This is a genomic window from Pseudoxanthomonas fibrivorans (assembly GCF_041464125.1).
GTDB lineage: Bacteria > Pseudomonadota > Gammaproteobacteria > Xanthomonadales > Xanthomonadaceae > Pseudoxanthomonas.
The window spans coordinates 1,702,929-1,726,897 of record NZ_JBGNUG010000001.1; the positions used below are offsets into that span (position 1 = coordinate 1,702,929).

General features: G+C 72.5%; 26 protein-coding genes. 8 read left to right on the forward strand and 18 right to left on the reverse strand.

The genetic code is table 11. The features are described from left to right. Nucleotides 1-84: 84 nt before the first annotated feature. The 4 genes from murD to ACA089_RS07930 are packed head-to-tail and all read right to left on the reverse strand — an operon-like array spanning nt 85 to nt 5,935. Complete coding sequence (gene murD, locus ACA089_RS07915; RefSeq protein ID WP_372015404.1) at nt 85-1,470, reverse strand: UDP-N-acetylmuramoyl-L-alanine--D-glutamate ligase; 1,386 nt, start codon at nt 1,468-1,470, stop codon at nt 85-87. Further along, nucleotides 1,451-2,821: a UDP-N-acetyl-alpha-D-muramoyl-L-alanyl-L-glutamate epimerase gene (murL, locus tag ACA089_RS07920; protein ID WP_372015407.1), complete on the reverse strand. Its 1,371-nt coding sequence runs from the start codon at nt 2,819-2,821 to the stop codon at nt 1,451-1,453. Before murL ends, murD begins: the two co-directional genes overlap by 20 nt. Then, on the reverse strand, nt 2,818-3,315 hold the full coding sequence (locus ACA089_RS07925; protein WP_372015410.1) for a hypothetical protein: 498 nt from the start codon (nt 3,313-3,315) through the stop codon (nt 2,818-2,820). The genes murL and ACA089_RS07925 overlap by 4 nt, the downstream gene beginning before the upstream one ends. Then, the gene (locus tag ACA089_RS07930) at nt 3,299-5,935 is read right to left on the reverse strand and encodes a bifunctional aspartate kinase/diaminopimelate decarboxylase (RefSeq protein WP_372015413.1); all 2,637 of its coding nucleotides are present in this window, start codon (nt 5,933-5,935) and stop codon (nt 3,299-3,301) included. The genes ACA089_RS07925 and ACA089_RS07930 overlap by 17 nt, the downstream gene beginning before the upstream one ends. 190 nt (nt 5,936-6,125) lie before the next feature. Here ACA089_RS07930 and ACA089_RS07935 point away from each other — a divergent pair, with 190 nt between their 5' ends. Together ACA089_RS07935 and ACA089_RS07940 are read left to right on the forward strand one after the other, a co-directional pair. Then, nucleotides 6,126-6,992, forward strand: a complete 867-nt coding sequence (locus ACA089_RS07935) for a PhzF family phenazine biosynthesis protein (protein ID WP_372015416.1) — start codon at nt 6,126-6,128, stop codon at nt 6,990-6,992. Nucleotides 6,993-7,023: 31 nt separating this feature from the next. Further along, nucleotides 7,024-7,902: a PhzF family phenazine biosynthesis protein gene (locus tag ACA089_RS07940; protein WP_372015419.1), complete on the forward strand. Its 879-nt coding sequence runs from the start codon at nt 7,024-7,026 to the stop codon at nt 7,900-7,902. Nucleotides 7,903-7,963: 61 nt separating this feature from the next. Here the strand turns inward: ACA089_RS07940 and ACA089_RS07945 are convergent, their stop codons facing one another. The 10 genes from ACA089_RS07945 to rlmE form a co-directional block, all read right to left on the reverse strand. Further along, a complete protein-coding gene (locus ACA089_RS07945; protein WP_372015421.1) occupies nt 7,964-8,155 on the reverse strand; it encodes a DUF2065 domain-containing protein in 192 nt (63 codons plus the stop codon). Further along, nucleotides 8,155-9,018: a protease modulator HflC gene (gene hflC / locus ACA089_RS07950; protein ID WP_372015424.1), complete on the reverse strand. Its 864-nt coding sequence runs from the start codon at nt 9,016-9,018 to the stop codon at nt 8,155-8,157. Before hflC ends, ACA089_RS07945 begins: the two co-directional genes overlap by 1 nt. Further along, nucleotides 9,015-10,145, reverse strand: coding sequence for an FtsH protease activity modulator HflK (hflK, locus tag ACA089_RS07955; protein ID WP_372015427.1), 1,131 nt, complete (start codon nt 10,143-10,145; stop codon nt 9,015-9,017). Before hflK ends, hflC begins: the two co-directional genes overlap by 4 nt. 143 nt (nt 10,146-10,288) lie before the next feature. After that, nucleotides 10,289-11,602, reverse strand: coding sequence for a ribosome rescue GTPase HflX (gene hflX / locus ACA089_RS07960; RefSeq protein WP_372015429.1), 1,314 nt, complete (start codon nt 11,600-11,602; stop codon nt 10,289-10,291). Nucleotides 11,603-11,623: 21 nt separating this feature from the next. Beyond that, nucleotides 11,624-11,893, reverse strand: coding sequence for an RNA chaperone Hfq (gene hfq, locus ACA089_RS07965; RefSeq protein WP_372015432.1), 270 nt, complete (start codon nt 11,891-11,893; stop codon nt 11,624-11,626). 80 nt (nt 11,894-11,973) lie between these two features. Beyond that, nucleotides 11,974-12,957: a tRNA (adenosine(37)-N6)-dimethylallyltransferase MiaA gene (miaA, locus tag ACA089_RS07970; protein WP_372015434.1), complete on the reverse strand. Its 984-nt coding sequence runs from the start codon at nt 12,955-12,957 to the stop codon at nt 11,974-11,976. 170 nt (nt 12,958-13,127) lie between these two features. Beyond that, nucleotides 13,128-14,021 carry a dihydropteroate synthase gene (gene folP, locus ACA089_RS07975; protein WP_372015436.1) on the reverse strand — a complete coding sequence of 298 codons (894 nt, stop codon included), beginning with the start codon at nt 14,019-14,021 and terminating at the stop codon, nt 13,128-13,130. A gap of 10 nt (nt 14,022-14,031) precedes the next feature. Further along, a complete protein-coding gene (locus ACA089_RS07980) occupies nt 14,032-14,295 on the reverse strand; it encodes a hypothetical protein (protein WP_372015438.1) in 264 nt (87 codons plus the stop codon). 8 nt (nt 14,296-14,303) lie between these two features. Next, entirely contained in the window at nt 14,304-16,241 is a 1,938-nt protein-coding gene (ftsH, locus tag ACA089_RS07985; protein ID WP_372015441.1) for an ATP-dependent zinc metalloprotease FtsH, read from the reverse strand. Nucleotides 16,242-16,337: 96 nt separating this feature from the next. Continuing rightward, nucleotides 16,338-16,967: a 23S rRNA (uridine(2552)-2'-O)-methyltransferase RlmE gene (rlmE, locus tag ACA089_RS07990; protein WP_372015443.1), complete on the reverse strand. Its 630-nt coding sequence runs from the start codon at nt 16,965-16,967 to the stop codon at nt 16,338-16,340. An 83-nt stretch (nt 16,968-17,050) separates the two neighbouring features. Here rlmE and yhbY point away from each other — a divergent pair, with 83 nt between their 5' ends. Beyond that, complete coding sequence (yhbY, locus tag ACA089_RS07995) at nt 17,051-17,356, forward strand: ribosome assembly RNA-binding protein YhbY (protein ID WP_372015445.1); 306 nt, start codon at nt 17,051-17,053, stop codon at nt 17,354-17,356. 16 nt (nt 17,357-17,372) lie between these two features. After that, the gene (locus ACA089_RS08000) at nt 17,373-17,759 is read left to right on the forward strand and encodes an Mth938-like domain-containing protein (protein WP_372015448.1); all 387 of its coding nucleotides are present in this window, start codon (nt 17,373-17,375) and stop codon (nt 17,757-17,759) included. A 252-nt stretch (nt 17,760-18,011) separates the two neighbouring features. Here the strand turns inward: ACA089_RS08000 and ACA089_RS08005 are convergent, their stop codons facing one another. The 4 genes from ACA089_RS08005 to surE are packed head-to-tail and all read right to left on the reverse strand — an operon-like array spanning nt 18,012 to nt 20,948. After that, nucleotides 18,012-18,773: a peptidoglycan DD-metalloendopeptidase family protein gene (locus ACA089_RS08005; protein WP_372015451.1), complete on the reverse strand. Its 762-nt coding sequence runs from the start codon at nt 18,771-18,773 to the stop codon at nt 18,012-18,014. Between the two features lie 41 nt (nt 18,774-18,814). Then, nucleotides 18,815-19,465: an exopolysaccharide biosynthesis protein gene (locus ACA089_RS08010; protein ID WP_372015454.1), complete on the reverse strand. Its 651-nt coding sequence runs from the start codon at nt 19,463-19,465 to the stop codon at nt 18,815-18,817. 2 nt (nt 19,466-19,467) lie between these two features. After that, a complete protein-coding gene (locus ACA089_RS08015; RefSeq protein ID WP_372015456.1) occupies nt 19,468-20,145 on the reverse strand; it encodes a protein-L-isoaspartate(D-aspartate) O-methyltransferase in 678 nt (225 codons plus the stop codon). Further along, nucleotides 20,142-20,948 (reverse strand): 5'/3'-nucleotidase SurE, encoded by an 807-nt coding sequence (surE, locus tag ACA089_RS08020; RefSeq protein ID WP_372015458.1) that lies wholly within the window; start codon nt 20,946-20,948, stop codon nt 20,142-20,144. The genes ACA089_RS08015 and surE overlap by 4 nt, the downstream gene beginning before the upstream one ends. A gap of 111 nt (nt 20,949-21,059) precedes the next feature. Here surE and ACA089_RS08025 point away from each other — a divergent pair, with 111 nt between their 5' ends. From ACA089_RS08025 to lpxA, 4 genes are read left to right on the forward strand one after another with little or no spacing between them, the layout of a single operon-like run. After that, nucleotides 21,060-21,587 carry a Smr/MutS family protein gene (locus ACA089_RS08025; protein WP_372017700.1) on the forward strand — a complete coding sequence of 176 codons (528 nt, stop codon included), beginning with the start codon at nt 21,060-21,062 and terminating at the stop codon, nt 21,585-21,587. Nucleotides 21,588-21,633: 46 nt separating this feature from the next. Then, complete coding sequence (gene lpxD / locus ACA089_RS08030; protein WP_372015461.1) at nt 21,634-22,659, forward strand: UDP-3-O-(3-hydroxymyristoyl)glucosamine N-acyltransferase; 1,026 nt, start codon at nt 21,634-21,636, stop codon at nt 22,657-22,659. Then, complete coding sequence (fabZ, locus tag ACA089_RS08035; protein WP_372015463.1) at nt 22,656-23,114, forward strand: 3-hydroxyacyl-ACP dehydratase FabZ; 459 nt, start codon at nt 22,656-22,658, stop codon at nt 23,112-23,114. Before lpxD ends, fabZ begins: the two co-directional genes overlap by 4 nt. A 25-nt stretch (nt 23,115-23,139) precedes the next feature. Further along, nucleotides 23,140-23,928 carry an acyl-ACP--UDP-N-acetylglucosamine O-acyltransferase gene (gene lpxA / locus ACA089_RS08040; RefSeq protein ID WP_372015465.1) on the forward strand — a complete coding sequence of 263 codons (789 nt, stop codon included), beginning with the start codon at nt 23,140-23,142 and terminating at the stop codon, nt 23,926-23,928. Nucleotides 23,929-23,969: the final 41 nt, after the last annotated feature.

Below are 23,969 nucleotides of genomic sequence, written 5' to 3' on the forward strand. Positions count from 1 at the left end.
CGCGGGGTGCGTGCCAGGGACCGCGAGGACATCACCCGGGGGCCGGGCAACGCGGCAGCCCGGGCGCCGCAGGTCCAGCGGGCGCTACGCCACGCCCAGACCGGGAATGGCGCTGATCGCCTCGGGATCGAAGCCGCCCAGCGCGGCGAAATGGCGGCCACGCTCGGTGTAGTCGCGGTAGCCACCGAAGCTGGGCGCGCCGGGCGACAGCAGCACCACGCCGTCGCCGTCGAGCAGGCGTCGTGCACGCGCCACCGCATCGGCCAGGTCGTCCGCCGCCTCCAGCGCGAAGCGGCCCCCGGCGGCCAGCGGCGCCAGCAGCGCATGGATGCGCGGGCCGTTGCCGCCCATCGTCACCACCGCGACCGGCGCCTCCCCGCGCATCCGCGAGGCGAAATCGGTCCAGTCCAGGCCGCGGTCATGCCCGCCGAGCAGGATCGCCACGCGCCGTCCGCGATGGCAGTCCAGCGCGGCCAGGCTGGCATGCGGCGTGGTGCTGATCGAATCGTTGACCCAGGCGACCCCGTCGCGTTCGCCCAGCCACTGCAGGCGGTGCGGCAGCGGCCGGAACTCCAGTGCGGCCGGCGCCAGCGGCGCGGCGTCCACGCCCAGCGCCTCGATCGCGGCCATCGCCGCGCACAGGTTGCCGCGGTTGTGCCGGCCCGGCAGCGGCACCGCCGCGGTGTCGAGCACGAACGCATCGCCGCGGAACAGGGCATCGCCGCGCAGGTGCCAGCCGTCGGCGCGGTTGAACCACAGCACGCGGCTGCCGGGCAGGTCGAGCGCGGCCAGGCGCGGGTCGGCGGCGTTGAGCACCGCCGTGCGCGGACGCGCTTCGGTCACCAGCTTCAGTTTGTCCTCGACGTAGCGCGCCTCGCTGCCGTGCCAGTCCAGGTGCTCGGGAAACAGGTTGAGCACCACCGCCACTTCCGGGCGCACGCCGCTGCTGGCGACGTCGCCGGTCTGGTAGCTGGACAGTTCGATCGTCCAGAACTCCGGGGCCGGCGTTTCGGGCACCTCCAGCAGCGGCAGGCCGATGTTCCCGGCCAGCGCTGTGCGATGGCCGCCGGCGCGCAGCAGGTGCGCCAGCAGCGAGGTCGTGGTGCTCTTGCCCTTGGTGCCGGTCACGCAGGCGGTGCGTGCGTCGGGATGCGCGGCGAACCACAGCGCGGTGCCGCCGATGAAGCGGGTCCCGCCCGCGGCCGCGGCCTGCGCCTCGGGCCGGTACGGACTGATGCCCGGCGACTTCACCACCACGTCGAACGCCGACAGCGCCTCGCCATCGGCGCGTGTCGCGGTGGCCAGCAGCGGGTCGCCCAGCGCGGCGGCCTCGGCGGCTTCGGCCTCGTTGCAGAACAGGGTCAGCGGCAGGGACGGCAGCGCGGCGCGCAGCGCGCGCCAGGCGGCGCGGCCTTCGCGGCCCCAGCCCCACAGCGCGACGCGCGAACCCTCAAGCTGCGAAACGCGCACGCACCCGCTCCCACACGGACGCCGGCACGCGGTGCTCGCCGGCGATCTCCAGCAGCGGCTCCACCGCCAGTTCGCCCGGATCCAGCTGCGGCTGGATCTCGCGGGCGAAGCGCGCCACCAGCGCGTCCTCGCGCCAGTCCGCGCGCGCGGCCAGCACCGCCATCGCCGCGCGCGACTCGCGGCCCTCGCCCACGCACTCGAACGGCTTGTGGTCCTGGAACTCGAGCAGCGCGTCGAAGCCCGGCGCCTGGCCGGGATCGTCGAGCAGGTTGCGGCCGAAAATCCGCACCAGCCGGGTCTTGGGCATGAACGGCGCCAGCGCCAGGAACACGAAGTGGCACTTCGGGCACAGCCCGCACCAGCGCTGCGCCGGCTTCTCGCCGAGGATGTGGAAATTGCGGTTGCAGCTGGAGAAGTGCGCGTCGTAGTGGTCGTTCCGGGCGAACTGGCGCGCCACCGCCAGCTCGGACAGCGGCCGCAGCAGCGAGTAGTAATGCAGGTCGGCCGCGACGGTGCGCCCGACGTGCTCGCCGAAAGCCTGCTCGAACGCCCAGCCCTTGGACCACTGGTGGTTCACCTCGTTGGTGGCGGTGCCGTCGGCGGACACGATCAGGCTGCCGTAGCTGGCCGAGCGCTCGTTGGAGAACACCACCTGGCCGGCGCCGGTGAGCAGCGCGGCCAGCACCAGGATCGCCGAATTCACCGCGGTCACCGGGATGTGCCCGTTGTAGGCGCCCAGGCGGTTGATCTCGAACAGCTGCGGGGCCAGGGCGCGGCCGATGTTCAGCGTCGGCAGCCCGGTGCGCTCGGCGCAGGTGCGGATCAGCTGCGAGCCGCCGATCCAGGTGACGGTCTGCTCGACCCCGGCCGCGCGCAGGGCCTCGATGCTCACCAGCGAATCCTTGCCGCCGCCGATCGCCACCAGTGCGCGCGCCGGCAAGCCCAGTGCCGGCGCCGCGTCCGCCTGGCCGGCGGCGGCCGGGAAGCGGATGCGTCCGTGCAGGTCCAGCCCGTTGCGGTAGGCGAACTCGCCCAGGCCGTTGAGGTAGACCTGCTCCAGCAACGCCGCGGTGGCCGGGTCGATCGCATAGCCATCGATCCGGATCTCCGGCGGCACGGCCGCCTTGTAATAGCTGACGCCGGCGACCAGGTGCAGCAGCCGCAGCGCCTGCTCGACGGCGGCGGCCCGCGCGCCGTCGAGCGCGAACGGCGCGCCCGGCACGGTGATGGTCTCCACCAGCTCGGCGCCGACGTCGAAGGCGTAGGCAAGCTCGGCCACGCCGGTGGCGGGGTCGAACCCGCAGCGCACGAAACGGAAAACCCGGGTGGCGTCTCGATCGAAAATGGTCATGCGATGTCCGTGGTGGAACCGGCCGCCCGCTGCAGGTAGCGGCGGCAGAGCAGGAAAGCGATGGCGAAGGCCGGCAGCGCGCCGACCAGGACCGCGGCCAGCGTAGCGCCGACCACGATGGACGGCACCCACGCGGCCAGTTCCCGCAGCGGCATGCCGCCGGAGGCGACGTGCCGGTCGAGCAGGCCGGTGGCCATCACCCAGAAGGCGACGGCCGCCGGGTACAGCAGCAGCACCAGCGACGTGGCGCGCAGCGCCATGCCGGCCGCGCCCCAGCGGCGGCCGGCGACGGCGGCGCGCCGGTGCCAGGCGATGGCGATCCACGCCGCGCCGGCCGCGGCGAGCGTGCCGGTCGGGCTCCACTGCGCGCCGTTGCGCAGCGCCTCGCCCAGCGGCTGGTCGAACACGAACGCCGACGCGACCAGGTAGCCGAGCACCGCCACCGCCGTGCCGGCCAGTGCCGCCGACAGGGTGAACTCAGCCCGCGGGCCCATCGATCACGTCCTCCGCCGGCAGGCCGCGCAGGTTGTAGGTGCTGGCCATCGCGTGGCCGTAGGCGCCGGCGTCGGCGACCAGCATCACGTCGCCGGGCGAGGTCGCCGAAGGCAGGTGGCGGGCACGGCCGAAGAAGTCGCTGGATTCGCAGATCGGCCCGACTACGTCGAACACGCCGTCGGCGGCCTCGTCGACCCGCTGCAGGTTCACGATGTCGTGCCAGGCGTCGTACATCGCCGGGCGCACCAGCGTGTGCATGCCCGCGTCCAGGCCGACCCGGTGCACGCCGTCCTTCTCGATCACCTGGGTGCAACGCGCGAGCAGCACGCCGGATTCGGCGACCAGGTAGCGGCCCGGTTCGATCACCAGCGCGAACGCCGGGTGCACCGCCTTGACCTCGGCCAGCCCGACCGCCCATGCGGCGATGTCGAACGGCTCGTCGTCGGCGCTGTAGGGGATCGGCAGGCCGCCGCCGATGTCCAGCGTGGCGACCGTGCCGATGCGGCGGGCGAAGCCGGCGAGCTCGTCGCACATCAGCCGCCAGTGGCCGGCGTTCTCCACCCCGCTGCCCAGGTGCGCGTGCAGGCCGGTGATGGTGGTGCCGAGTGCACGCGCGGCATCGACGAACTCGTCCACCCGCTGCGCCGACAGGCCGAACTTGGAATCCTTGCCGCCGGTGTTGACCTTCTGGTGGTGGCCGTCGCCGTGGCCCAGGTCGATGCGCAGCCACACCTGCCGGCCGCGGAACACCTCCGGCCAGCGCCGCAGCGCCTCGACGTTGTCGACGGTGACGGTGACGCCCAGCGCGAACGCCTGCCGGTACTCGTGCACCGGCGCGAAGCTCGGCGTGAACAGCACGCGGCCCGGGTCAAGGCCCGGCACCGCGGCGAACACATGCTGCAGCTCGCCCAGCGATACGCATTCCAGGCCGAAGCCTTCCTCGACCAGGGCGCGCAGGATCGCCGGGTGCGGGTTGGCCTTGATCGCGTAGTAGCGCTGGTCGACCGCGGCGACGGACTTCAGCGCGCGGGCGCGCTCGCGCACGGTGGGCAGGTGGTAGACGTAGCGCGGCGTGGCGGTCGCGCCGGCCTCGCCGGCGATCGCCAGCAGCCGCTCGCGCTCGCCGCGCCACCACGGTGCCGGGCGCGGACGGACGGACCCGTCGAGTTCGCGCCAGCGCGGCCCGAACACGTCCTTCTCCAGCACCGGCATCGCGCCGCTGTCGATCAGCGCCGCGTGCAGGTCCGGCAGCAGCCCGTCGGCATCGGCCTCGTCGATGACGAAGGTCAGGTTCAGGTCGTTGGACGACTGCGAGATCATGTGCACGCGTTCGTGGCCGAAGCTGGAGAACACCTCGGACAACCGGTGCAGCAGCGAACGCATGCCGCGGCCGACGAGGGTGATCGCCGCGCACGGCACGATCACCTTGACCCGGCCGATCTTCTCCAGGTCGGCGGCCAGCGCCGCCAGCACGTTCTCGCTGAGCAGGTTCTCGCTCGGGTCCAGCGACACGGTGACGTTGGTCTGCGAGGTGCCGATCATGTCGACCGACAGGCCGTGGGTGCGGAACAGGGCGAACACCTCGGCCAGGTAGCCGACCTGCTGCCACATGCCGATGTCCTCCACCGACACCAGGACCACGCCGTTGCGGCGGCTGATCGCCTTCACCCCGGGGACCGTCGCGGCGCTGCGGTCGATCGTGGTGCCCGGCAGCTCCGGCCGCTCGGTGTCCAGGATCGCCATCGGCACGCCGGAATCGCGGCACGGCTTGATCGAGCGCGGATGCAGGACCTTGGCGCCGGTGGTGGTGATCTCCTGCGCCTCCGCATAGCCGAGCCGGCTGAGCAGGCGCGCGTCGGGCACCTCGCGCGGGTTGGCGCTGAACATGCCGGGCACGTCGGTCCAGATCTCGACCTTCGACGCGCCCAGCAGCGCGCCGAAGTACGCGGCCGACGTATCGGAACCGCCACGGCCGAGGATCGCGGTGCCACCGTCCTGGTGGCGGGCGATGAAGCCCTGGGTGATCAGCAGCGCGCCCGGCTGCGCGGCGAAGCGCGCGCGCCAGGCCGCGTCGGACTGCCACTGGCAGTTCACCGACAGCCGCCGCGACCACTCGCTCTGGTTGGCCTGCGGCGGCAGCGCGTCGAGCCATTCGCGCGCGTCCATCCAGCCCATGTCCAGGCCCTGCGAGCGCAGGTAGGCGGCGCCCAGCGTGGACGAGAGCAGCTCGCCCTGGCCGAGCACCTCGGCCTGCCAGTCCAGCGGGCGCGATGCCGCGCGCGGGTCGGCGAGCAGGCCGCGCAACGCGGCCAGCCGCGCACCCAGCACCGCGTCGGCATCGAGCTCGAGCTCGGTGGCGAAATCGCGGTGGCGAGTCTCCAGCGCATCCACCCGCCTGGCGCCGTCGGCGGCGCCATCGGCGATCGCGGTCAGCTCGTTGGTCACGCCCGACAGCGCCGACACCACGACCAGTACCCGCCCGCCGGTCTGCTCCGCGCGCTGTTTGGCCAGTTTGCCGATCGTGTTCCAGCGGTGGCGACGCGACACCGAGGTGCCGCCGAACTTGAGGACGATCCAGCCACCGGAGGCGGCAACGTGCGTGGGCGAAACTGCGGACATGGAATGTGTGGGGGACCACCCGACCACCGGGCATGAACCGTCGATTCTAAGCCGAATCCCGCGGAAAAACGCCCGGTCCAGGCCGGCGGACCGCGACGGCCGCGACCGGCGCCGCCCGCTCCCGGCGCGGCGGCGCGACGCCTCCCGGCACCGGCCGCATACTGCAGCCACCACCGCAGGGATCCCCCGCATGACCACCCGCCGCTACGCCCAGCTCGACGTGTTCGCACCCCGCCCCGGCGCGGGCAACCCGCTGGCGGTGGTCCACGATGCGGCAGGCATGGACGACGCGGCGATGCAGGCGTTCGCCGCCTGGACCAACCTGTCGGAAACGGTGTTCTTCCTGCCGCCCACCGCGGCCGCGGCCGACTACCGGATCCGCATCTTCACCCCGAAGATGGAGCTGCCCTTCGCCGGCCATCCCAGCGTCGGCGCGGCCTGGGCGGCGCTGGACGCGGGCCTGGCGCGCGAGCACGACGGCCGGCTGGTGCAGGAATGCGCCGCGGGGCTGCTGCCGGTGCGGATCGACCGGAGCGAAGGCCGGGTGTCGCCCGCCGTGCGCAGCCCGCCCGCGCGTCCGCGCGACATCGATGCGCCGGGCTGGCTGGGCGCGCAACGGGTCTGGGGCGCGATGCGCGGCGCGTCGGCACCTGCGCTGTGGAACAACGGGCCGGACTGGTGGCTGCTGGAGCTGGCCGACGAGGCGTCCGTGCGCGGCCTGGCGCCGGACCAGGCCGCGATCGCCGCCCTGCCGGGCAGCGGCAAGCTCGCCGTCTTCGCGCCCGCCGCCGGACCGGGCAGCACCCACCTGGTGGTGCGCGCGTTCGCGCCCGGCGTCGGCATCGCCGAGGACCCGGCCACCGGCAGCGTCAATGCCAGCATCGCCGCCCTGCTCCATGGGCAGGGGCGACTGCCGGGCTCGGGCGGCCGCTACCTGGCCAGCCAGGGCCGCGAGATCGGGCGCGATGCCCGCCTGCACCTGGAGGTCGACGGCGAGGGCGAGGTCTGGGTCGGGGGCCAGGTGCACGCGGTGATCCGTGGCACGGTGGACTGGTAACCTCGGCCGCCCCCACCGGAAAGGATTCGCCATGGCCATGCGCCCGTTCGTGCAGGTGGACGTGTTCGCCGACCGCCCCGGCGCCGGCAACCCGCTGGCCGTGGTGCTCGATGCCGCCGGCCTGGACGACGCGGCCATGCAGGCGATCGCCCGCTGGACCCGCCTGCCGGAAACCACCTTCGTGTTCCCGCCGACCCGCGCGGGCGCGAGCTACGGCATCCGCATGTTCAGCCCCAAGCGCGAAGTACCGTTCGCCGGCCATCCGAGCGTCGGCACCGCGCACGTGGCGCTCGACGCCGGCCTGGCCGTCCCGCAGGACGGGCTGCTGGTCCAGGAAGGCATCGCCGGCCTGCTGCCGCTGCGGGTGGACGTGGACGGCGGCGTGCGCCGGATCGCGATCCGCACGCCGCGCGCGCGCCTGGTCGAAACCGCCGACGGACGCGGCTCGCGCATGGCCGAAGCGCTGGACTGGCTGCCCCTGGGCGAGCTGCCGCCCGCGCTGATGGACGGCGGTCGCCGCTGGTGGATCGCCGAGGCGCGCGACGAAGCCAGCCTGCGCAACGCGATGCCGGACTGGGACGCCATCGCCGGCCTGGCACGCAGCAGCGAGAGCATGGGGGTGCTGGCCTTCGCGCGCTGCCATGGCGACGACTACCAGGTCGCCGCCCGCGCCTTCGTCGGCGGGCCGGCCGTGTTCGAGGACGCGGCTTCGGGCGCGGCGAACGCCACCCTCGCCGCCTGGCTGTCGCTGCGCGAGGCCCTGCCCGCCCGCGACGGCCGCTACCGCGTCAGCCAGGGGCGCGAGGTGGGCTACGACGCGCGGCTGGACATGCGGGTCGATGCCGACGGCGAAGTCTGGTCCGGCGGCCAAGTGGTGAGCGTGGTCCGCGGCATGATCGACTGGCCCTAGCCACCGGCCTCCAGGCTTCGGCCGCGCACCGGCGGATCGATCCCGGCCGGGCCGGCTCGCGCTACGCCGCGTGCATCCACCACAGCGACGCCAGCCCGGCCACGAGCACCCCCGCGCCGAGCCGGCGCAGGCTGGCGTCGGCGCGGCCGAGCAGCTGTTCCATGGTCCGCCGCCACAGCTCCGGCGCGGCGAACAGGAACAGCCCCTCGATCACCGCGACCAGGCACAGGGCCTGGAGCAGTGCGGCCGGCATCAGCGTTCGTTCTTGAAGTACTGCAGGAACGGATCGTCCCTGTCGAGCACGATCACACCCTGGCCATCGGCGAACGCGGCCCGGTAGGCCTCGAGGCTGCGGTGGAAGGCGAAGAACGCCGGATCCTGGCCGGCGGCCTGCGCGAACAGCCGCGCGGCCTGGGCATCGCCCTCGCCGCGCAGGCGCTGCGCGTCGCGCTCGGCCTCGGCCACGATCACCGCCTGGTCGCGGTCGGCCTGCGCGCGCACCGTGCGTGCCTGCTCCTCGCCCTCGGCGCGCAGCGCGCTGGCCACCTGCTTGCGCTCGGCGCGCATGCGGTCGTAGACCTGCTTGATCACGTCGCTGTCGGTCGGCAGGTCGATCTGCTTGAGGCGGATGTCGACGATGCGCATGCCCAGCGTCTCGGCGCCCTTGTTGATGCCGTCCAGCTGCTTGGAGATCACCTCGGCGCGGTCGCCGGACACCAGCTGGGTCAGCGTGCGCGAATTGATCTCGTTGCGCAGCGAGTCCTTGATGATCGGCGCCAGGCGGTCGGCCGCGGCCGACTCGTCGCCGCCGGTCGCGCGGTAGAACGCGCGCGCGTCGTTGATGTAGCCGATCGCGACGAAATCCACGCTGACGTCCTTGCGCTCGGAGGTCAGGTAGCGCTCCGGCGAGAAGTCGACCAGGGCGAAGCGGCTGTCGAAGGTGCGAACGGTCTCCACCAGCGGCCACTTCAGGTGCAGGCCGGGGCCGATGTCGGTGCGGGCGACGCGCCCCAGGTTCAGGACCAGGCCGACCTGGCCTTCGCGGACCACGTAGACCGAGCCGAGCAGGCCCAGCAGGACGGTGACCGCCACGGCGATCCAGAGCGAGTACTTCATCGCGCGGGCTCCTCTCGGCCGGTGCGGACGGGGTCACGGACGCCGCTGCGTGCCGGTTCGGGGGTGCTTTCGATCGCGGGCAGCAGCGCCTCGGCACCGACCGCCGCGCCCGCCGGCGCGGTGGCCGCGGCTGCGCCGCCGGCCGGGCCCATCGGCACGTAGATCAGCTGCCGGCTGTCGGCGCCGACGACCTTGCGGTTGCGCGCGAGCACGTCCTGCACGGTCTCCAGCCACAGGCGCTGGCGGGTGACCTCGGGCGCGTTGCGGTATTCGTCGCGCAGCAGGCTGAAGCGCGCCGCGTCGCCCTCGGCCTGCGCGATCTTGGCCGCCTTGTAACCCTCGGCCACGGTGCGCCGGCGTGCGGCTTCGCCGCGCGACTCGGGCACGACCTTGGCGGCGTAGGCGCGCGCCTCGTTGATCAGCTGGTCCTTGATCTGCTGGGCGCTGTTGACCTCGTCGAAGGCCGGCTTGACCTCCTCCGGCGGACGCGCGTCCTGCAGGTTGAGCTCGGTCACCACCAGGCCGGTGCGGTAGGCGTCGAGCGACGCCTGCAGCTGCTGCGCGGCGCTCACCGACAGCGGGCCGCGCGCGCCGAGCACGGTATCCAGGTCGGCGCGGCCGACCTGCTCGCGGACCACGCTCTGCGCCACCTGCTCAAGCACGCGGTCGGCATCGCGCGAGCCGAACAGGTACAGGCGCGGGTCGCCGATGCGGTACTGCACGTTCATGGTGACGCTGACGATGTTCTCGTCGCGGGTCAGCACCGGCACCGTGTTGCTGAAGGTCTTGATCTGGGTCGCGTTGACCTTGATCACCCGCTCCACCGGCCACGGCCACTTGAGGTTCGGGCCCGGCTGCATCACCCGGGCGAACTGCCCGAAGCGCAGCACCACGCCGCGCTGCTGTTCGCCGACCAGCTGGAAGCTGCTCAGCAGCACGAGCAGGGCCACGCCCAGCAGGATCCAGCGGCCGATGCCGCCGCCGTTGCCGCCGCCGAAGACCTCGCGCAGCCTGGCCAGGACGCCATCGAGCCCGCCACCGTTGCCGGAGGGGCGGCGCGGCGGCCAGGGATTGCGCGGCGGCGTATCGGGGGAGTCCCCGCCTTTGCCAGGGGTGTTCCAGACCATGAAAGCTCCGTATCGATGGGTCCCGTCCGGCGCGCAAGGCCCGGACGGGGCATGTCCGATTCTAGCAAGACCGGCCCGCAGGCCCCCGGGCCATTGGTATCGCCCGGTGGAACGCACCGGCGCGAGCCGGATCGGTCCGGCCGTCAGTCTTCCGCGCGCGCCGGCAGCAGCGCGCGCAGCGGCGCCCCGTCGGCGCGGGCCGCCAGCCGCTCGGCCTCGCTGCGCGGCAGGTCGACCTGCAGCAGCCAGCCATCCTCGTCGGCCTGCTCGGCGCGCACCGCCTCGAGCTGGTGCAGGCGCGCGCGCAGGCGGCCGGACTGCGGTGGCAGGCGCAGTTCGCCGAACGCACGCTGCAGGTCCAGGCGGTGCGCCAGGGCGGCCTGCAGCAGCTCCATGCCGCGGCCGTCGCGCGCGGACAGCCACACCCGCTCGCGGTGGCCGGGATCGTCGGGGTCGCCGCCGCTGTGGTCGTGGCGCGGCTCGGCGCCCTCGATCCGGTCGATCTTGTTGAACACCAGCAGCTGCGGCAGCTCGCCCGCGCCGACCTCGGCCAGCACCGCGTCGACCTGGGCGATGCGGTCGTCCCGCAGCGGATCGGCCGCGTCGACGACGTGCAGCAGCAGGTCGGCCTCGCGCGCCTCCGACAGCGTCGAGCGGAACGCGGCGACCAGTTCGTGCGGCAGGTCGCGGACGAAGCCGACGGTGTCGGCCAGGACGATGCTGCCGCCCGGCAGCGCGACCCGACGCACGGTCGGGTCCAGCGTGGCGAACAGCTGGTCGGCCGCGTACGCGTCTGCGCCGGTCAGGGCGTTGAAGAGGGTGGACTTGCCGGCGTTGGTGTAGCCCACCAGCGCGACCCGCGGCAGCTCGCTGCGCACGCGCGCGCGGCGCATCTGGGCGTGCTGCACCTCGACCTTCTCCAGCCGCCGCTGCAGCTGTTCCAGGCGCTTCTGCAGCAGTCGCCGGTCGGTTTCCAGCTGGGTTTCGCCGGGGCCGCGCAGGCCGATGGCGCCACCGCGCTGGCGCTCCAGGTGGGTCCAGCCCCGCACCAGCCGGGTGGCCATGTGCCGCAGCTGGGCCAGTTCGACCTGCAGCTTGCCCTCGTGGCTGCGCGCCCGCTGGGCGAAGATGTCCAGGATCAGGCCGGTGCGGTCGACCACGCGCCGCTGCAGCGCCCTCTCCAGGTTGCGCTCCTGGACCGGGCTGAGCGGATGGTTGACCAGGATGAGGTCGGCGCCGGTGGCGTCGGCCGCGGCCTGCACTTCCTCCAGCTTGCCGCTGCCGATCAGGGTGGCCGGGTTGGGCCGGTCGATGCGCGCGGTCAGGGTCGCGGCCACGCTGGCCCCGGCCGAGCGGGCCAGGTCGGCGAATTCCTCGAGCACATCCTCGGCGACGGCCCCACCGGCGTGGGGCTGGATCAGCAGCGCGTGTTCACCCTTGCGGGATCGTTCGAACAATCGGAACTCCGGTAATGCAGGTCATTCGGCCTCGTCGCCGCCTTCCCCCGCATCGCCCTGCACGTAGCCGCCGCCCGGGCCGACCCGGACATTGCGCGAAGGCACGACCGTGGAAATGGCGTGCTTGTAGACCATCTGGCTGACGGTGCTGCGCAGCAGCACCACGAACTGGTCGAAGGATTCGATCGTACCCTGCAGCTTGATGCCGTTCACCAGGTAGACCGACACCGGCACGCGCTCGCGACGCAGTGCGTTCAGGAAAGGATCCTGCAGCGATTGCCCCTTGGACATCGGTTATTCCCCCTTGCTCTTCATAGGAGCGTTCTTCTTATGGGTGGTGCCGCGGGCCTCCCCGGCCCGTCGGGGGCATGTTACACAAGCCCGCGCCGCCGGACCGCCCCCGGCGCACCGAGGAAGCGGTCGACCGCGTCCGCCAGTTGACCGCCGTCACGTTCCGGATCGAACCAGCGCGCGTCCAGCTCCCCGCGCAGCCAGGTCAGCTGGCGCTTGGCCAGCTGGCGCGTGGCGAAGATCCCGCGGTCGCGCAGCTGTGCGGCGTCGAACGCCCCGTCCAGGTGTTCCCAGGCCTGCCGGTAACCGACCGCGCGCAGGGCCGGCAGGTCCAGCGGCGCCGGATGGGCCACGAGGGCCGGCGACGCGCGCAGCCGGCGCACCTCGTCGAGAAACCCGGCGGCGAGCATGGCGTCGAAGCGGCGGGCGATGCGCGCGTGCAGCCCGGCGCGGTCGGCCGGGGCCAGGGCCAGCTTGAGCACGCGCAGCGGCAGCCGCGCCGGCGGAGGGTCGCGCTGCCAGTGGCTGATCGGCCGCCCGCTCAGCCTGAACACCTCCAGCGCACGCTGGATGCGCTGCGCGTCGGCCGGGCCGATACGCGCGGCCGCGGCCGGATCGACCCGTGCCAGCTCCGCGTGCAATGCCTGCCAGCCACGGGCCGCGGCTTCGTCCGCGATCGCCCCGCGCAGCAGCGGATCGGCTTCCGGCATCGGCGCCAGCCCGCGCAGCAGCGCACGGAAATACAGGCCGGTGCCGCCGGCGAGGATCGGCAGGCGCCCGCGGGCGACGATGCCGTCGATCGCCGCCCGCGCATCGGCGGCGAATTCGGCCGCCGAGTACGGCTGCCACGGCTCGCGCACGTCCAGCAGGTGGTGCGGTATGCCGGCGCGTTCGGCCTCGTCCGGCTTGGCCGCCCCGATGTCCAGTCCCCGGTATACGAGCGCCGAGTCGACGCTGACGATCTCCCCGCCGTACCGGCGCGCCAGCCCGATGGCGAACGCGGTCTTGCCCGACGCCGTCGGGCCCATCACCGCGATCGCCGGCGGGCGGGTATCGATGCCCACGGCTCAGCGCCGCCCGGCGCGCGCTGGCGCGTTCGGGTACATCGGACGGCTACAAATCATGCTCACGCGGGAGGCGGGCCGGCGACGGGTGGCCGCAAAGCTTACCGGAGCGCCATCCCCGGCCCGGCGCCGTCCGGCCGAACGCGGGCCATCCCCGCCGCCACCGGCGCCTATTCGTCCGGCCAGCGGAGCACGGGGGCGGCATCGCGCCGCGGCGACGGCACCGCCGCCACGGCTTCCCAGATCTTCAGCGCATCGACGGTCGCCGCCACGTCGTGCACGCGCAGGATCTTCGCGCCGCGCTGCGCGGCGAGCAGGTGGGCGGTTACGGAGCCGGCCACCCGCCCGGCCGGCTCCTGGCGCCCGGTCAGCTCGCCGATCGTGCGCTTGCGCGACAGGCCGGCCAGCACGGGTACGCCCAGTTCGGTGAAGCGCTCGAGCTGGGCCAGCAGGGCCAGGTTGTGGGCGGTGGTCTTGCCGAAGCCGAAACCCGGGTCGGCGACCAGGTTCTTCCTGGCGATCCCGGCCAGCTCGGCGGCGAAGATGCGCTCGGCCAGGAAGCGGTGCACCTCCGCGACCACGTCGTCGTACTGCGGGTCGTCCTGCATCGAGCGCGGCTCGCCGCGCATGTGCATCAGCACCACCGGCACGCCGAGCGCGGCGGCGGTTTCGAGCGCGCCCTCGCGGCCGAGCGCGCAGACGTCGTTGACCAGGCCGGCGCCGGCGGCCACCGCCGCACGCATCACGTCCGGCTTGCAGGTGTCGATGCTCACCGGCAATCCCGTCTCGCGCACCAGCCGCTCGATCACCGGCACCACCCGGAGCAGCTCCTCCTCCAGCGGCACTTCTTCCGCGCCCGGGCGGGTGGACTCGCCGCCCACGTCGAGGATGTCGGCGCCCTCTTCCGCCAGCTTCAGGCCGTGCGCGACGGCCGCGTCCGTGCTCGCGTGCGCGCCGCCGTCGGAGAAGGAATCGGGGGTGACGTTGACGATGCCCATCACGCGGGCACGGTCGAGCTTCAGGATGCGGCCGGCGCAATCCAGCTGCGGCGAGATGTCGAACACGGTTCCCCCTTCAGGGCTGCGGGCGGCCCGACCGGATCGCCTCGGCATCGAAGCGGTCGGCGCGTCGGCGTGCGTAGAAGCCGAACGCGAACACGGCCGCGGCCAGCGCCACGCTGATCCCGACCAGCGCCAGCGGCAGCCGGCCCAGCGCGTAGAACAGCGTGGTCACGGTCAGGATCATCGACGCACCCGCGAAGGCGCCCGATATCCACGGGCGCCACGGATTGCGGATGACGTAGCTCGGCCGCGACGCGCGGTCCTGCGGATCGGCCATGGCCGGCCTCAGGTCTGGGTGGCCGGGCCACCCACCGGCGGCAGCGGGCGGGGGCCGCTCTTGTTGTCGCCGCCGTCCTTGCCGGACTTGCCCCAGCCCATCGGCGGCGGCGGTTCGCGGCCTTCCATGATCGCGTCGATCTGCGGCGCGTCGATGGTCTCGTACTGCAGCAGCAGCTGCGACATCGCATGCAGCTTGTCGATGTTCTCGGTCAGCAGCGTCCTGGTCTTGGCGTAGGCCCGGTCCAGGATCGAACGCACGACCTCGTCGATCCGGCGCGCGGTGTCGTCGGAGACGTTCTTGTGCTGGGTCACCGAGCGGCCGAGGAACACCTCGTCCTCCTGCTCGCCATAGGCGATCGGGCCCATCTCGTCGCTCAGGCCCCACTTGGTGACCATGTTGCGCGCCATCTTGGTGGCCCGCTCGATGTCGTTGGAGGCGCCGGTGGTGACCTTGTCCTCGCCGAAGATCAGCTCCTCGGCCACGCGTCCGCCGTACAGCGAGCACAGCTGCGACTCGATCGCCACGCGGTTCATCGAGTAGCGGTCGCCTTCGGGCAGGTACATGGTCACGCCCAGCGCGCGGCCGCGCGGAATGATCGTGACCTTGTAGACCGGGTCGTGCTCGGGCACCAGGCGGCCGACGATGGCGTGGCCGGCCTCGTGGTAGGCGGTCAGCGTCTTCTCGTCCTCGCTCATCGCCATCGAGCGGCGCTCGGCGCCCATCAGGATCTTGTCGCGGGCGCGGTCGAAGTGGTCCATGCGGACCTCCTTCGCGTTCTCGCGCGCGGCGAACAGCGCGGCCTCGTTGGCCAGGTTGGCCAGGTCGGCGCCGGAAAAGCCCGGCGTGCCGCGCGCGATCACCATCGGCTCGACGTCGTCGGCCAGCGGCAGCTTGCGCATGTGGACCTTGAGGATCTGCTCGCGGCCCTTCACGTCCGGCAGGCCGACCACCACCTGGCGGTCGAAGCGGCCCGGGCGCAGGAGCGCCGGGTCGAGCACGTCGGGACGGTTGGTCGCCGCCACCACGATCACGCCCTCGCCGCCGTCGAAGCCGTCCATCTCCACCAGCAGCTGGTTGAGGGTCTGCTCGCGCTCGTCGTGGCCCCCGCCGAGGCCGGCGCCGCGATGGCGGCCGACCGCGTCGATCTCGTCGATGAAGATGATGCAGGGCGCGTGCTTCTTGGCCTGCTCGAACATGTCGCGCACGCGGCTGGCGCCGACGCCGACGAACATCTCGACGAAGTCCGAACCGGAGATCGAGAAGAACGGCACCTTGGCCTCGCCGGCGATCGCCTTGGCCAGCAGGGTCTTGCCGGTGCCCGGCGGGCCGACCATCAGCACGCCGCGCGGGATCTTGCCGCCGAGCTTGGTGAACTTGGACGGATCACGCAGGAAGTCGACCAGCTCGCCGACCTCTTCCTTGGCCTCGTCGCAACCGGCGACGTCGGCGAAGGTGACCTTCACCTGGTCCTCGCCCTGCAGCTTGGCGCGCGACTTGCCGAACGACATCGCGCCCTTGGCGCCGCCGCCGCCGCCCTGCATCTGGCGCATGATGAACAGCCAGAAGCCGATGATCAGCAGCACCGGCAGGAAGTTGAGGACGATGCCCCAGAAGCCCGGGCCGGTCTTGGGCTTCTCGCGGACGACGTCCACGTTCTTGGTGTAGAGCTGGTCGATCAGCTTGGCGTCGTTGGGGCCGACCACCTGGCCCTCGGTACCGTCGCTGCGCTTGTAGCGGATCGCGTTGGCGGTGAAGGTGCTCTCGTCGGTGATCACCACCGAACGGATCTTGCCGGCCTCGACGTCCTGCAGGAAGCGGGTGTAGCTGGGCGACTCGCCGACGCTGGCGGTGGCGCCGTCGCGCGGGGAGAAACTCTGGAACACGACCATCAGCACGATGGCGACGACCACCCAGAGCAGCAGATTCTTGGTCAAGTCGTTCATCCTCATCGGCTCCGCGGTTCCCTGTGTATGGCGTTTCGCACTGCTGGTGGGTGTTTCGTCGGTGGGGCTTGCTGGGTCGAGCTTACTGGATCGAGCTTAACGGAGCTGGGCGCGCTTTCCCTGCGCGAGGGCATAGACTTCCGGCGAACGCTTGCGCGAGGCCGCCGGCTTGCGGATCGCCACCTTGTCGTAGCGGCGGCGCAGGTCGCGCACGTAGTCGTCGAAGCCCACCCCCTGGAACAGCTTGATCAGGAAGGCCCCGCCGGGACGCAGGTGGCCGTCGGCGAACTCCATCGCCAGCTCCGCCAGGTGCATGGCGCGGGCCTGGTCGACCACGTCCACGCCACTCATATTGGGGGCCATGTCCGACAGCACAAGGTCCACGCGCTGGCCGTCCAGCAGCGTCTCCAGCTGCGATAAGACGGCCTCCTCCCTGAAGTCGCCATGAAGGAACTCGACCCCGGCCAGCGGCGGCATGTCGAGGATATCCAGGGCCAAGACGCGTCCGCCGTCGCCCATCGCCTGGCGCACGTACTGCGACCAGCCACCGGGCGCGGCACCGAGGTCGACCACCACCATCCCCGGCTTGAGCAGGCGATCGCGCTCGATCAGCTCCTCGAGCTTGTAGGCCGCACGCGAGCGCAGGCCCTCGGCCTGGGCCTTCTTCACGTAGGGATCGGAGAAGTGCTCGCGCAGCCAGCGCTGGCTGCTCTTGCTGCGGGACATGCGGGGCACCGGGCGGAAACGCCCGCGGCGGTATGGGCGGCCATGATACCCTGAACCACCCATACGCCCCGCCCCGGTCACCGATGTCCGTCGCCCTCACCAACGCCCAGAACCGCTTCCTCCGCGGCCAGGCCCACGGCCTAAAGGCCCTGATGCAGGTAGGCGGCAAGGGGGTCACCCCGGCGCTGGTGGCCGAGCTCGACGCGGTGCTCGAACGGCACGAACTGGTCAAGGTGAAGGTCGCCGCCGAGGACCGCGAAGCCCGCGACGCGATGATCGGCGAGCTGGCCGGCCAGACCGGCGCGGCCCTGGTGCAGCGGATCGGCCACACCGCCACCCTGTACCGACCGGCCCGGGAAAAGCCCTCGATCGTCCTGCCGCGGGCCTGACCCGGCGGCACCCGCCATGCAGCTGAGCCACGAACGTCCGGATTACGCCTGGGTGCTGCGCGGCGCCGACGGCCACCATGCACGGGTCAACGACCGGGTGCTGGAGCGCAATTTCGCCCTGGCTCCGGACCGGCTCATCGAGGACTGGCCGGCCCCGGCCGTCGCCACGGCCCTCGAGCCCTCCCACCTCGACCCGCTGCTGGCGCTGGCGCCGGAACTGCTGGTCCTGGGCACGGGTGGCCGTCAGCAGTTTCCGCCTCCGGCGGTCCTGGCCGCCTGCCTGACCCGCGGCGTCGGCATCGAGGTCATGGACAACGCCGCCGCGGCGCGCACCTACAACGTGCTCGCAGGCGAGGGCCGCCGCGTGGTGGTCGCCCTGCTGCTCGCGCCCCGTCCGCGCTGAGGCGCGGGATACCGGCGGCCTGGACGCGGTACGTCCGCGCCGTTCCGCACGCTGGGTGCTGGCACAGGCATCACAGGCATCACAGGCATTACGGGCGCGCAGCGTGACGGCCGCTGCGCGGCCCGCGGGCGCCCTGGTCCAGGCCATGTACTCCGGGGAGGACCCGGGCCGACCGACCGCCGTTGCCACGGGACCGCGCGCCAAGATCCCCGCACCGCGCGCAGGTGGACGCGGCGACTGGACGTCGCGTCGCTACTTCTTCGGCAGGTACAGCAGCGGGTCGACCGGCTTGCCGTTGTAGCGGATCTCGAAGTGCAGCATCTCGCGCGCCGCACCGGTACGGCCCATCTCCGCGATCTGCTCCCCGGCCTTCACGTTCTGGCCTTCGTTGACCAGCCGCTTGCGGTTGTGCCCGTAGGCCGACAGCCACTGCTCGTTGTGCTTGATGATGATCAGCTCGCCGTAGCCGACCAGGCCGGCGCCGGAATACACGACCACGCCGTCGGCGGCCGCGCTGACGGACTGCCCGCTGCTTCCGCCGATGTCGATGCCCTGGCGGGTATTGTTGCCGGCGACGTAGGTGTTGAGCAGCACGCCCTGCGCGGGCCAGCGCCAGCTGAAACCGCTGCTGGCCGGGGCCCTGGACGCGGGCGCCGGCGTCGCGGCAGGCGCCTGGGGCTTCGGTGCCGTCACGGTCCGGGTGGGCGCGGTCGCGCTGCCGCGGCTGCCGCCCTGCCCCAGTGCCAGGCGCTGGCCAGGGTAGATCGTGTAGGGCGGCTTCAGGCCGTTCCAGCGCGCGATGTCTTCGACGGCCACGCCATTGCGGCGCGCGATCGAATACAGGGTCTCGCCTCGTTGCACCACCACCGAGGCGCCGCTGCGGCCCGTCGAGGCCGGCTTGCCCGCCTCGGCCTGGGGCGTACGCACCACGGTACTGCTGCAGGCGGCCAGCACCAGCGCCAGCATCGCCGCCAGGCCCAGCCGCATCCGCTCACGTCCGCTCGTTCGGGTCATCGGTGCTCCATCGATCGTGGCGCGCGAGGCCGGCGCGCCTGTCATCCGGTGAAATGCCGCAGCAGGCCGTGCGCGGCCATGCCACCACCGCCGATCAGGATACCGAAGTAGACGATCGTGCCGATGTTGGCCAGGTGGCCCAGCAGGATCGCGGTGCCGTCGCGCTGGATCATGCCGATCGCGTAGAACAGCAGGGCCAGCCCCGGCAGCGTGTTGCTGAAGGGAATGAAGCCGAACGGCGCCATCAGCAGCAGCGCGGCGAGGATGAAGGACAGGTTGTTGAAGATGTCCTGCGCGCGCCCGTCGACCAGGCGGCGCAGCCGGTACGGCCGGCTGATCTTCTCCAGCCGCCGCACCCAGTGCAGGCCCCCGGTCAGTGCCGGGCGCAGGCGGGACGCCGGCAGCGGGCGCTCGCGCAGCCTGGCCGGCAGCCACAACGGCCGCCGCAGCAGGCGGCTGACCCCGACCAGCAGGATCGCCGCGCCGAACACGGTGCTCACCCCGGGAATCGAGACCGGGATCAGGAACACCAGCGTCAGCAGGATGGTCAGCAGCAGCAGGCCCTCGTCGCCGAACACCTGCAGCAGCTCGCCCAGGGTCAGGTGGTCCTCGGGCAGCTGGCCGATGATCGACTGCAGCTGGTCGCCGAGCGAGCCCGCCTCGTTGGCGCGGGAGAAATCCGGCGTCGCCATGCTCAATCCACCATCCCCGACAGCAGCGGCACGAACGCGACCGCGGCCAGCCGCGTCTCCTCGACGCTGCCGTCCTCGCGCCGCGTCAGCCGCACGAGGTTCTGCGAGCTGCTGCCGCCTACCGGCGCGACCAGCACCCCGCCCGGCCGCAGCTGCTCGACCAGCGCCGGCACCAGCGCGGGCGCGGCGGCGGTGACGATCACCGCGTCGTAGGGGCCGTGCTCGGCCCAGCCGACGCGGCCGTCGTCGTGCTTGCTGCGGATGTTCATGCCCAGGGTGCGGAAGCGCTTGCGCGCCTGGCGCAGCAGCTCGCCGATGCGCTCCACGGTGTAGACCTCCAGCCCGAGCGCGGCCAGCACCGCGGCCTGGTAGCCGGAGCCGGTCCCCACTTCGAGCACCTTCGCCGGCGCCACGTCGAGCAGCACTTCGGTCATCCGCGCCACCACCCAGGGCTGGGAGATGGTCTGGCCCTGGCCGATCGGCAGCGCGGTGTCCTCGTAGGCGCGGCTGGCCAGCGCCTCGTCCACGAACAGGTGCCGCGGCAGCGTGCGGACCACGTTGAGCACGCGCTCGTCGGTGATGCCCGCCTCGCGCAGCCGTTCGACCAGGCGGTCGCGCACGCGCTGCGAGGTCATGCCCAGGCCGACGGACTGGGGTTGGAGGCGCAGCCTGGGGTTCATGCCGCAGGCCCCGCCGCGCCGCCGCCCACCGGTGTCGCCAGGGCGGCGGTCAGGCCACCTACCCAGCCGGCGACCTTCTCCAGTGCCTGGTAGCGGGTCAGGTCGACGTGGATCGGGGTGATCGAGATGTGCCCGGTGCGGACGGCGTGGAAATCGGTACCGGGGCCGGCGTCCTGCTCCGGGCCGGCCGGGCCGATCCAGTACACGGTCCGGCCGCGCGGGTCCGGCTGCGGCACGCACGGTTCGGAGCGGTGGCGGTTGCCCAGGCGCGAGACCTCGAAGCCGCGCACGTCGTGCCACGGCAGGTCGGGGACGTTGACGTTGAGGATCGTGTCGGCCGGCAGCGGATCGGCCTTCAGCCGCGCCACGATCTCCACCGCCGCCCGCGCCGCGGTCTCGTAGTGCTTCGCGTCGTGGTTGCGCGTGGCCAGCGACACGGCCACCGCCGGCAGGCCGAGGAAGCGGCCTTCCATCGCCGCCGACACGGTGCCCGAATAGATGACGTCATCGCCCAGGTTGGCGGTGTTGTTGATGCCCGACACGACGATGTCCGGCTCGAACTCGAACATGCCGGTCAGGGCCAGGTGCACGCAGTCGGTCGGCGTGCCGGCGACCGAGCAGGTGTAGTGGTCCAGTCGCTTGACCCGGATCGGCAGGTCCAGGGTCAGCGAGTTGCTCGCGCCGGAACGGTCGCGGTCGGGGGCCACCACGTAGACCTCGTGGCCGGCGTCGCGCAGGCCCTGTGCCAGGGCGTGGATGCCGGGCGCGTCCACGCCATCGTCGTTGCTTACCAGTACGCGCATGGGCTTCCTCGAAAACACCGGCATGATACCGGAAGCCTTCGCCGCGTTCGCGGCCATGGGCCACGCTTCGCCGCCACGGACCGCGCACGGATGCTGGGCTACCCTGTGCGCATGGAGAAGGACGAAGACGCGGACGACGCCCGCCTGTTCCGCGCGGCGATCGGCGAGGTCAAGCCGCTGCGGGCGCCGGCGGCCGCGCCGCCGCCGCGCCCGAAACCGCGCCCGGCCGCCGGTCGCCGCGGGCCAGCCGACGGGGCGGCGACGCCCCGCATCGCCGACGCGCCGGACGCGGCCCTGCTGCGCGGCGATGCGAGCGCGTTCCGCCGCGACCGGCTCCCGGCGCGCGCATGGCAGCGGTTGCGGCGCGGCGAATACGCCGCCCAGGACGAACTGGACCTGCACGGCGCCAACGCGCTGCAGGCCGAAACGCTGCTGGCCCGATTCCTGGCCGAAGCGCTCGACCACGGCTTCAGCTGCGTGCGCATCATCCACGGCAAGGGCGGCGGCGATGGCGTGCCGGTGCTCAAGAACCTGGTGGACCGGTGGCTGCGCCAGCGCGGGGACGTCCTGGCCTTCCATTCCGCACCGCCGGCGCAGGGCGGCACCGGCGCATTGATGGTGCTGCTGGCCCGCCACTGATCCGTACGGTCCGGTCCGGGGAAGGCGTGAGGCTAGAATGCGCGCCATGGATGCCCCCGCCTTCACCGCCGCCGAACTGGCCGAACGTTTCTCCCTGCAGCTGCATGGCGACGGCGGCACCCGCGTGCGCGGGGTGGCCACCCTCGCCGGCGCCGGCCCGGACCAGCTGGCCTTCCTGGCCAACCCGCGCTACCGCGCGCAGCTGGCCGGCTCCGGTGCCGGGGTGGTCGTGCTCCGTGCCGACGACGCGGGGTCCGCCCCCGGCGCGGCGCTGGTCGCCCGGGATCCCTACGTCGCGTTCGCCCGGATCTCGGCGCTGTTCGAGCAGCGGCCGGCGCACGCACCCGGCATCCACCCCAGCGCGGTGATCGACCCGTCGGCCGAGGTGTCGGCCGCGGCGCACGTCGGCCCGTTCGTCAGCATCGGCGCGCGCTCGAAGGTGGGTGCCGGCTGCGTCATCGGTCCCGGCTGCAGCATCGGCGAGGACTGCGAGCTGGGCGAAGGTTGCGAACTCCAGGCCCGGGTCACGCTGGTGGCACGGGTCCGGCTCGGCAAGCGCGTGCGGATCCTGCCCGGGGCCGTGCTGGGCGCGGCCGGTTTCGGCCTGGCGATGGACGCCGGCCGCTGGGTCAACGTCCCCCAGCTGGGCGGCGTGGTGGTCGGCGACGACTGCGAGATCGGCGCCAACAGCTGCATCGACCGCGGCGCGCTGGACGACACCGTGCTCGAGGAAGACGTCCGCCTGGACAACCTGGTCCAGATCGGCCACAACGTCCGCATCGGCGCCCACACCGCGATGGCCGGCTGCTCGGCGGCGGCAGGCAGCGCCAGGATCGGGCGCTACTGCCTGGTCGGCGGCGGCGCCGGCGTGCTCGGCCACCTCGAGGTCGCCGACAAGGTCATGGTCACCGCGATGTCGCTGGTGACCCACAGCATCCGCGAGCCGGGCGAGTACTCCTCCGGCACCCCCCTCACCGACAACCGCACCTGGCGGAAGAACGCCGCCCGGTTCAAGCAACTGGACGCGCTGGCGCGTCGCGTCAACGCCTCCACCCAGGACAGTCCCGAATGAACGAAACCGTGAAGCTCCCCGTCGACGTCAACACGATCCGCACGCTGATCCCGCACCGCTATCCGTTCCTGCTGGTCGACAAGATCGTGGACCTGGACATCGAGGCCAAGCGCATCGTCGGCGTGAAGAACGTGACGTTCAACGAGCCGTTCTTCCAGGGCCACTTCCCGGGGCAGCCGATCATGCCGGGCGTGCTGATCATCGAGGCGCTGGCCCAGGCCGGCGGCGTGCTGACCCAGCTTTCGCTGGGCCGGGACGCGCAGTCCAAGCTGTTCTACATGGTCAAGGTCGACAACGCCCGCTTCAGCAAGCAGGTGGTGCCCGGCGACGTGCTCGAGCTGCACGTGCAGATCAAGCGGGTGATCCGCAACATGGCCGTGTACTACGGCGAGGCCAAGGTCGACGGCGAGATCGTGGCCTGCGCCGAGGTGCTGTGCGCCGGCACGCGCGAATGACGCCCGCCCGACCGATCGAGAGCCCATGAACGCAGACGCCCTGATCCACCCCACCGCGGTCATCGATCCCGGCGCGCGCCTGGGCGCCGGCGTGAGCGTGGGCGCCTTCACCCTGATCGGCGCCGACGTCGAGATCGGCGACGACTGCCAGATCGGCCCGCACTGCAGCTTCGCCGGGCCGACCCGGATCGGCCGCGGCAACCGCTTCATCGGCCACGTCGCCGTCGGCGGCGAGCCCCAGGACAAGAAGTTCGCCGGCGAACGCACCGAGCTGGTGATCGGCGACCGCAACGTGTTCCGCGAGTTCGTCACCCTCAACCGCGGCACCGGCAACGGCGGCGGCGTCACCCGGATCGGCGACGACAACTGGATGCTGGCCTACACCCACGTGGCCCACGACTGCATCGTCGGCAACCACTGCATCTTCTCCAACAACACCACCCTGGCCGGGCACGTGACGGTGGGCGACTGGGTGATCATCAGCGGCTTCGCCGGCGCGCACCAGTTCTGCCGGATCGGCGACCACGCGTTCCTCGGCATGGGCGCCCTGGCCAACGGCGACGTGACCCCGTTCACCATGGTCGGCGGCAATTCGCTGGGACGCCCGCGCGGAATCAACAGCGAGGGCCTCAAGCGCCGCGGCTTCAGCCCCGAGCGCATCGCCGCGATCAAGCGCGCCTACCGCACCCTGTACGTCGCCGGCCTGCCGCTGGCCGAGGCCCGCGAGCAGCTGGCGCAACAGGCCGAGGGCAGCGACGACGTGCGCCTGCTGCTCGATTTCATCGGCAGCGGCGAACGCCCGCTGCTGCGCTGAGGGGGCGAGCGGTGAACGAGGCCATCCGCGGACGCGAAGCC

What these genes read in the sequence shown, in the direction of transcription:
- murL (WP_372015407.1), bottom strand. Translation starts at nt 2,821, where the DNA reads ATGACCATTTTCGATCGAGACGCCACCCGGGTTTTCCGTTTCGTGCGC.
- ACA089_RS08010 (WP_372015454.1), bottom strand. Translation starts at nt 19,465, where the DNA reads ATGGCGACGCCGGATTTCTCCCGCGCCAACGAGGCGGGCTCGCTCGGC.
- ACA089_RS07935 (WP_372015416.1), top strand. Translation starts at nt 6,126, where the DNA reads ATGACCACCCGCCGCTACGCCCAGCTCGACGTGTTCGCACCCCGCCCC.
- rlmE (WP_372015443.1), bottom strand. Translation starts at nt 16,967, where the DNA reads ATGTCCCGCAGCAAGAGCAGCCAGCGCTGGCTGCGCGAGCACTTCTCC.
- ACA089_RS07945 (WP_372015421.1), bottom strand. Translation starts at nt 8,155, where the DNA reads ATGCCGGCCGCACTGCTCCAGGCCCTGTGCCTGGTCGCGGTGATCGAG.
- hfq (WP_372015432.1), bottom strand. Translation starts at nt 11,893, where the DNA reads ATGTCCAAGGGGCAATCGCTGCAGGATCCTTTCCTGAACGCACTGCGT.
- ftsH (WP_372015441.1), bottom strand. Translation starts at nt 16,241, where the DNA reads ATGAACGACTTGACCAAGAATCTGCTGCTCTGGGTGGTCGTCGCCATC.
- ACA089_RS08000 (WP_372015448.1), top strand. Translation starts at nt 17,373, where the DNA reads ATGCAGCTGAGCCACGAACGTCCGGATTACGCCTGGGTGCTGCGCGGC.
- hflK (WP_372015427.1), bottom strand. Translation starts at nt 10,145, where the DNA reads ATGGTCTGGAACACCCCTGGCAAAGGCGGGGACTCCCCCGATACGCCG.
- ACA089_RS08025 (WP_372017700.1), top strand. Translation starts at nt 21,060, where the DNA reads ATGGAGAAGGACGAAGACGCGGACGACGCCCGCCTGTTCCGCGCGGCG.
- ACA089_RS08005 (WP_372015451.1), bottom strand. Translation starts at nt 18,773, where the DNA reads ATGACCCGAACGAGCGGACGTGAGCGGATGCGGCTGGGCCTGGCGGCG.
- ACA089_RS07940 (WP_372015419.1), top strand. Translation starts at nt 7,024, where the DNA reads ATGGCCATGCGCCCGTTCGTGCAGGTGGACGTGTTCGCCGACCGCCCC.
- ACA089_RS07930 (WP_372015413.1), bottom strand. Translation starts at nt 5,935, where the DNA reads ATGTCCGCAGTTTCGCCCACGCACGTTGCCGCCTCCGGTGGCTGGATC.
- hflC (WP_372015424.1), bottom strand. Translation starts at nt 9,018, where the DNA reads ATGAAGTACTCGCTCTGGATCGCCGTGGCGGTCACCGTCCTGCTGGGC.
- lpxD (WP_372015461.1), top strand. Translation starts at nt 21,634, where the DNA reads ATGGATGCCCCCGCCTTCACCGCCGCCGAACTGGCCGAACGTTTCTCC.
- fabZ (WP_372015463.1), top strand. Translation starts at nt 22,656, where the DNA reads ATGAACGAAACCGTGAAGCTCCCCGTCGACGTCAACACGATCCGCACG.
- ACA089_RS08015 (WP_372015456.1), bottom strand. Translation starts at nt 20,145, where the DNA reads ATGAACCCCAGGCTGCGCCTCCAACCCCAGTCCGTCGGCCTGGGCATG.
- surE (WP_372015458.1), bottom strand. Translation starts at nt 20,948, where the DNA reads ATGCGCGTACTGGTAAGCAACGACGATGGCGTGGACGCGCCCGGCATC.
- yhbY (WP_372015445.1), top strand. Translation starts at nt 17,051, where the DNA reads ATGTCCGTCGCCCTCACCAACGCCCAGAACCGCTTCCTCCGCGGCCAG.
- ACA089_RS07980 (WP_372015438.1), bottom strand. Translation starts at nt 14,295, where the DNA reads ATGGCCGATCCGCAGGACCGCGCGTCGCGGCCGAGCTACGTCATCCGC.
- ACA089_RS07925 (WP_372015410.1), bottom strand. Translation starts at nt 3,315, where the DNA reads ATGGGCCCGCGGGCTGAGTTCACCCTGTCGGCGGCACTGGCCGGCACG.
- lpxA (WP_372015465.1), top strand. Translation starts at nt 23,140, where the DNA reads ATGAACGCAGACGCCCTGATCCACCCCACCGCGGTCATCGATCCCGGC.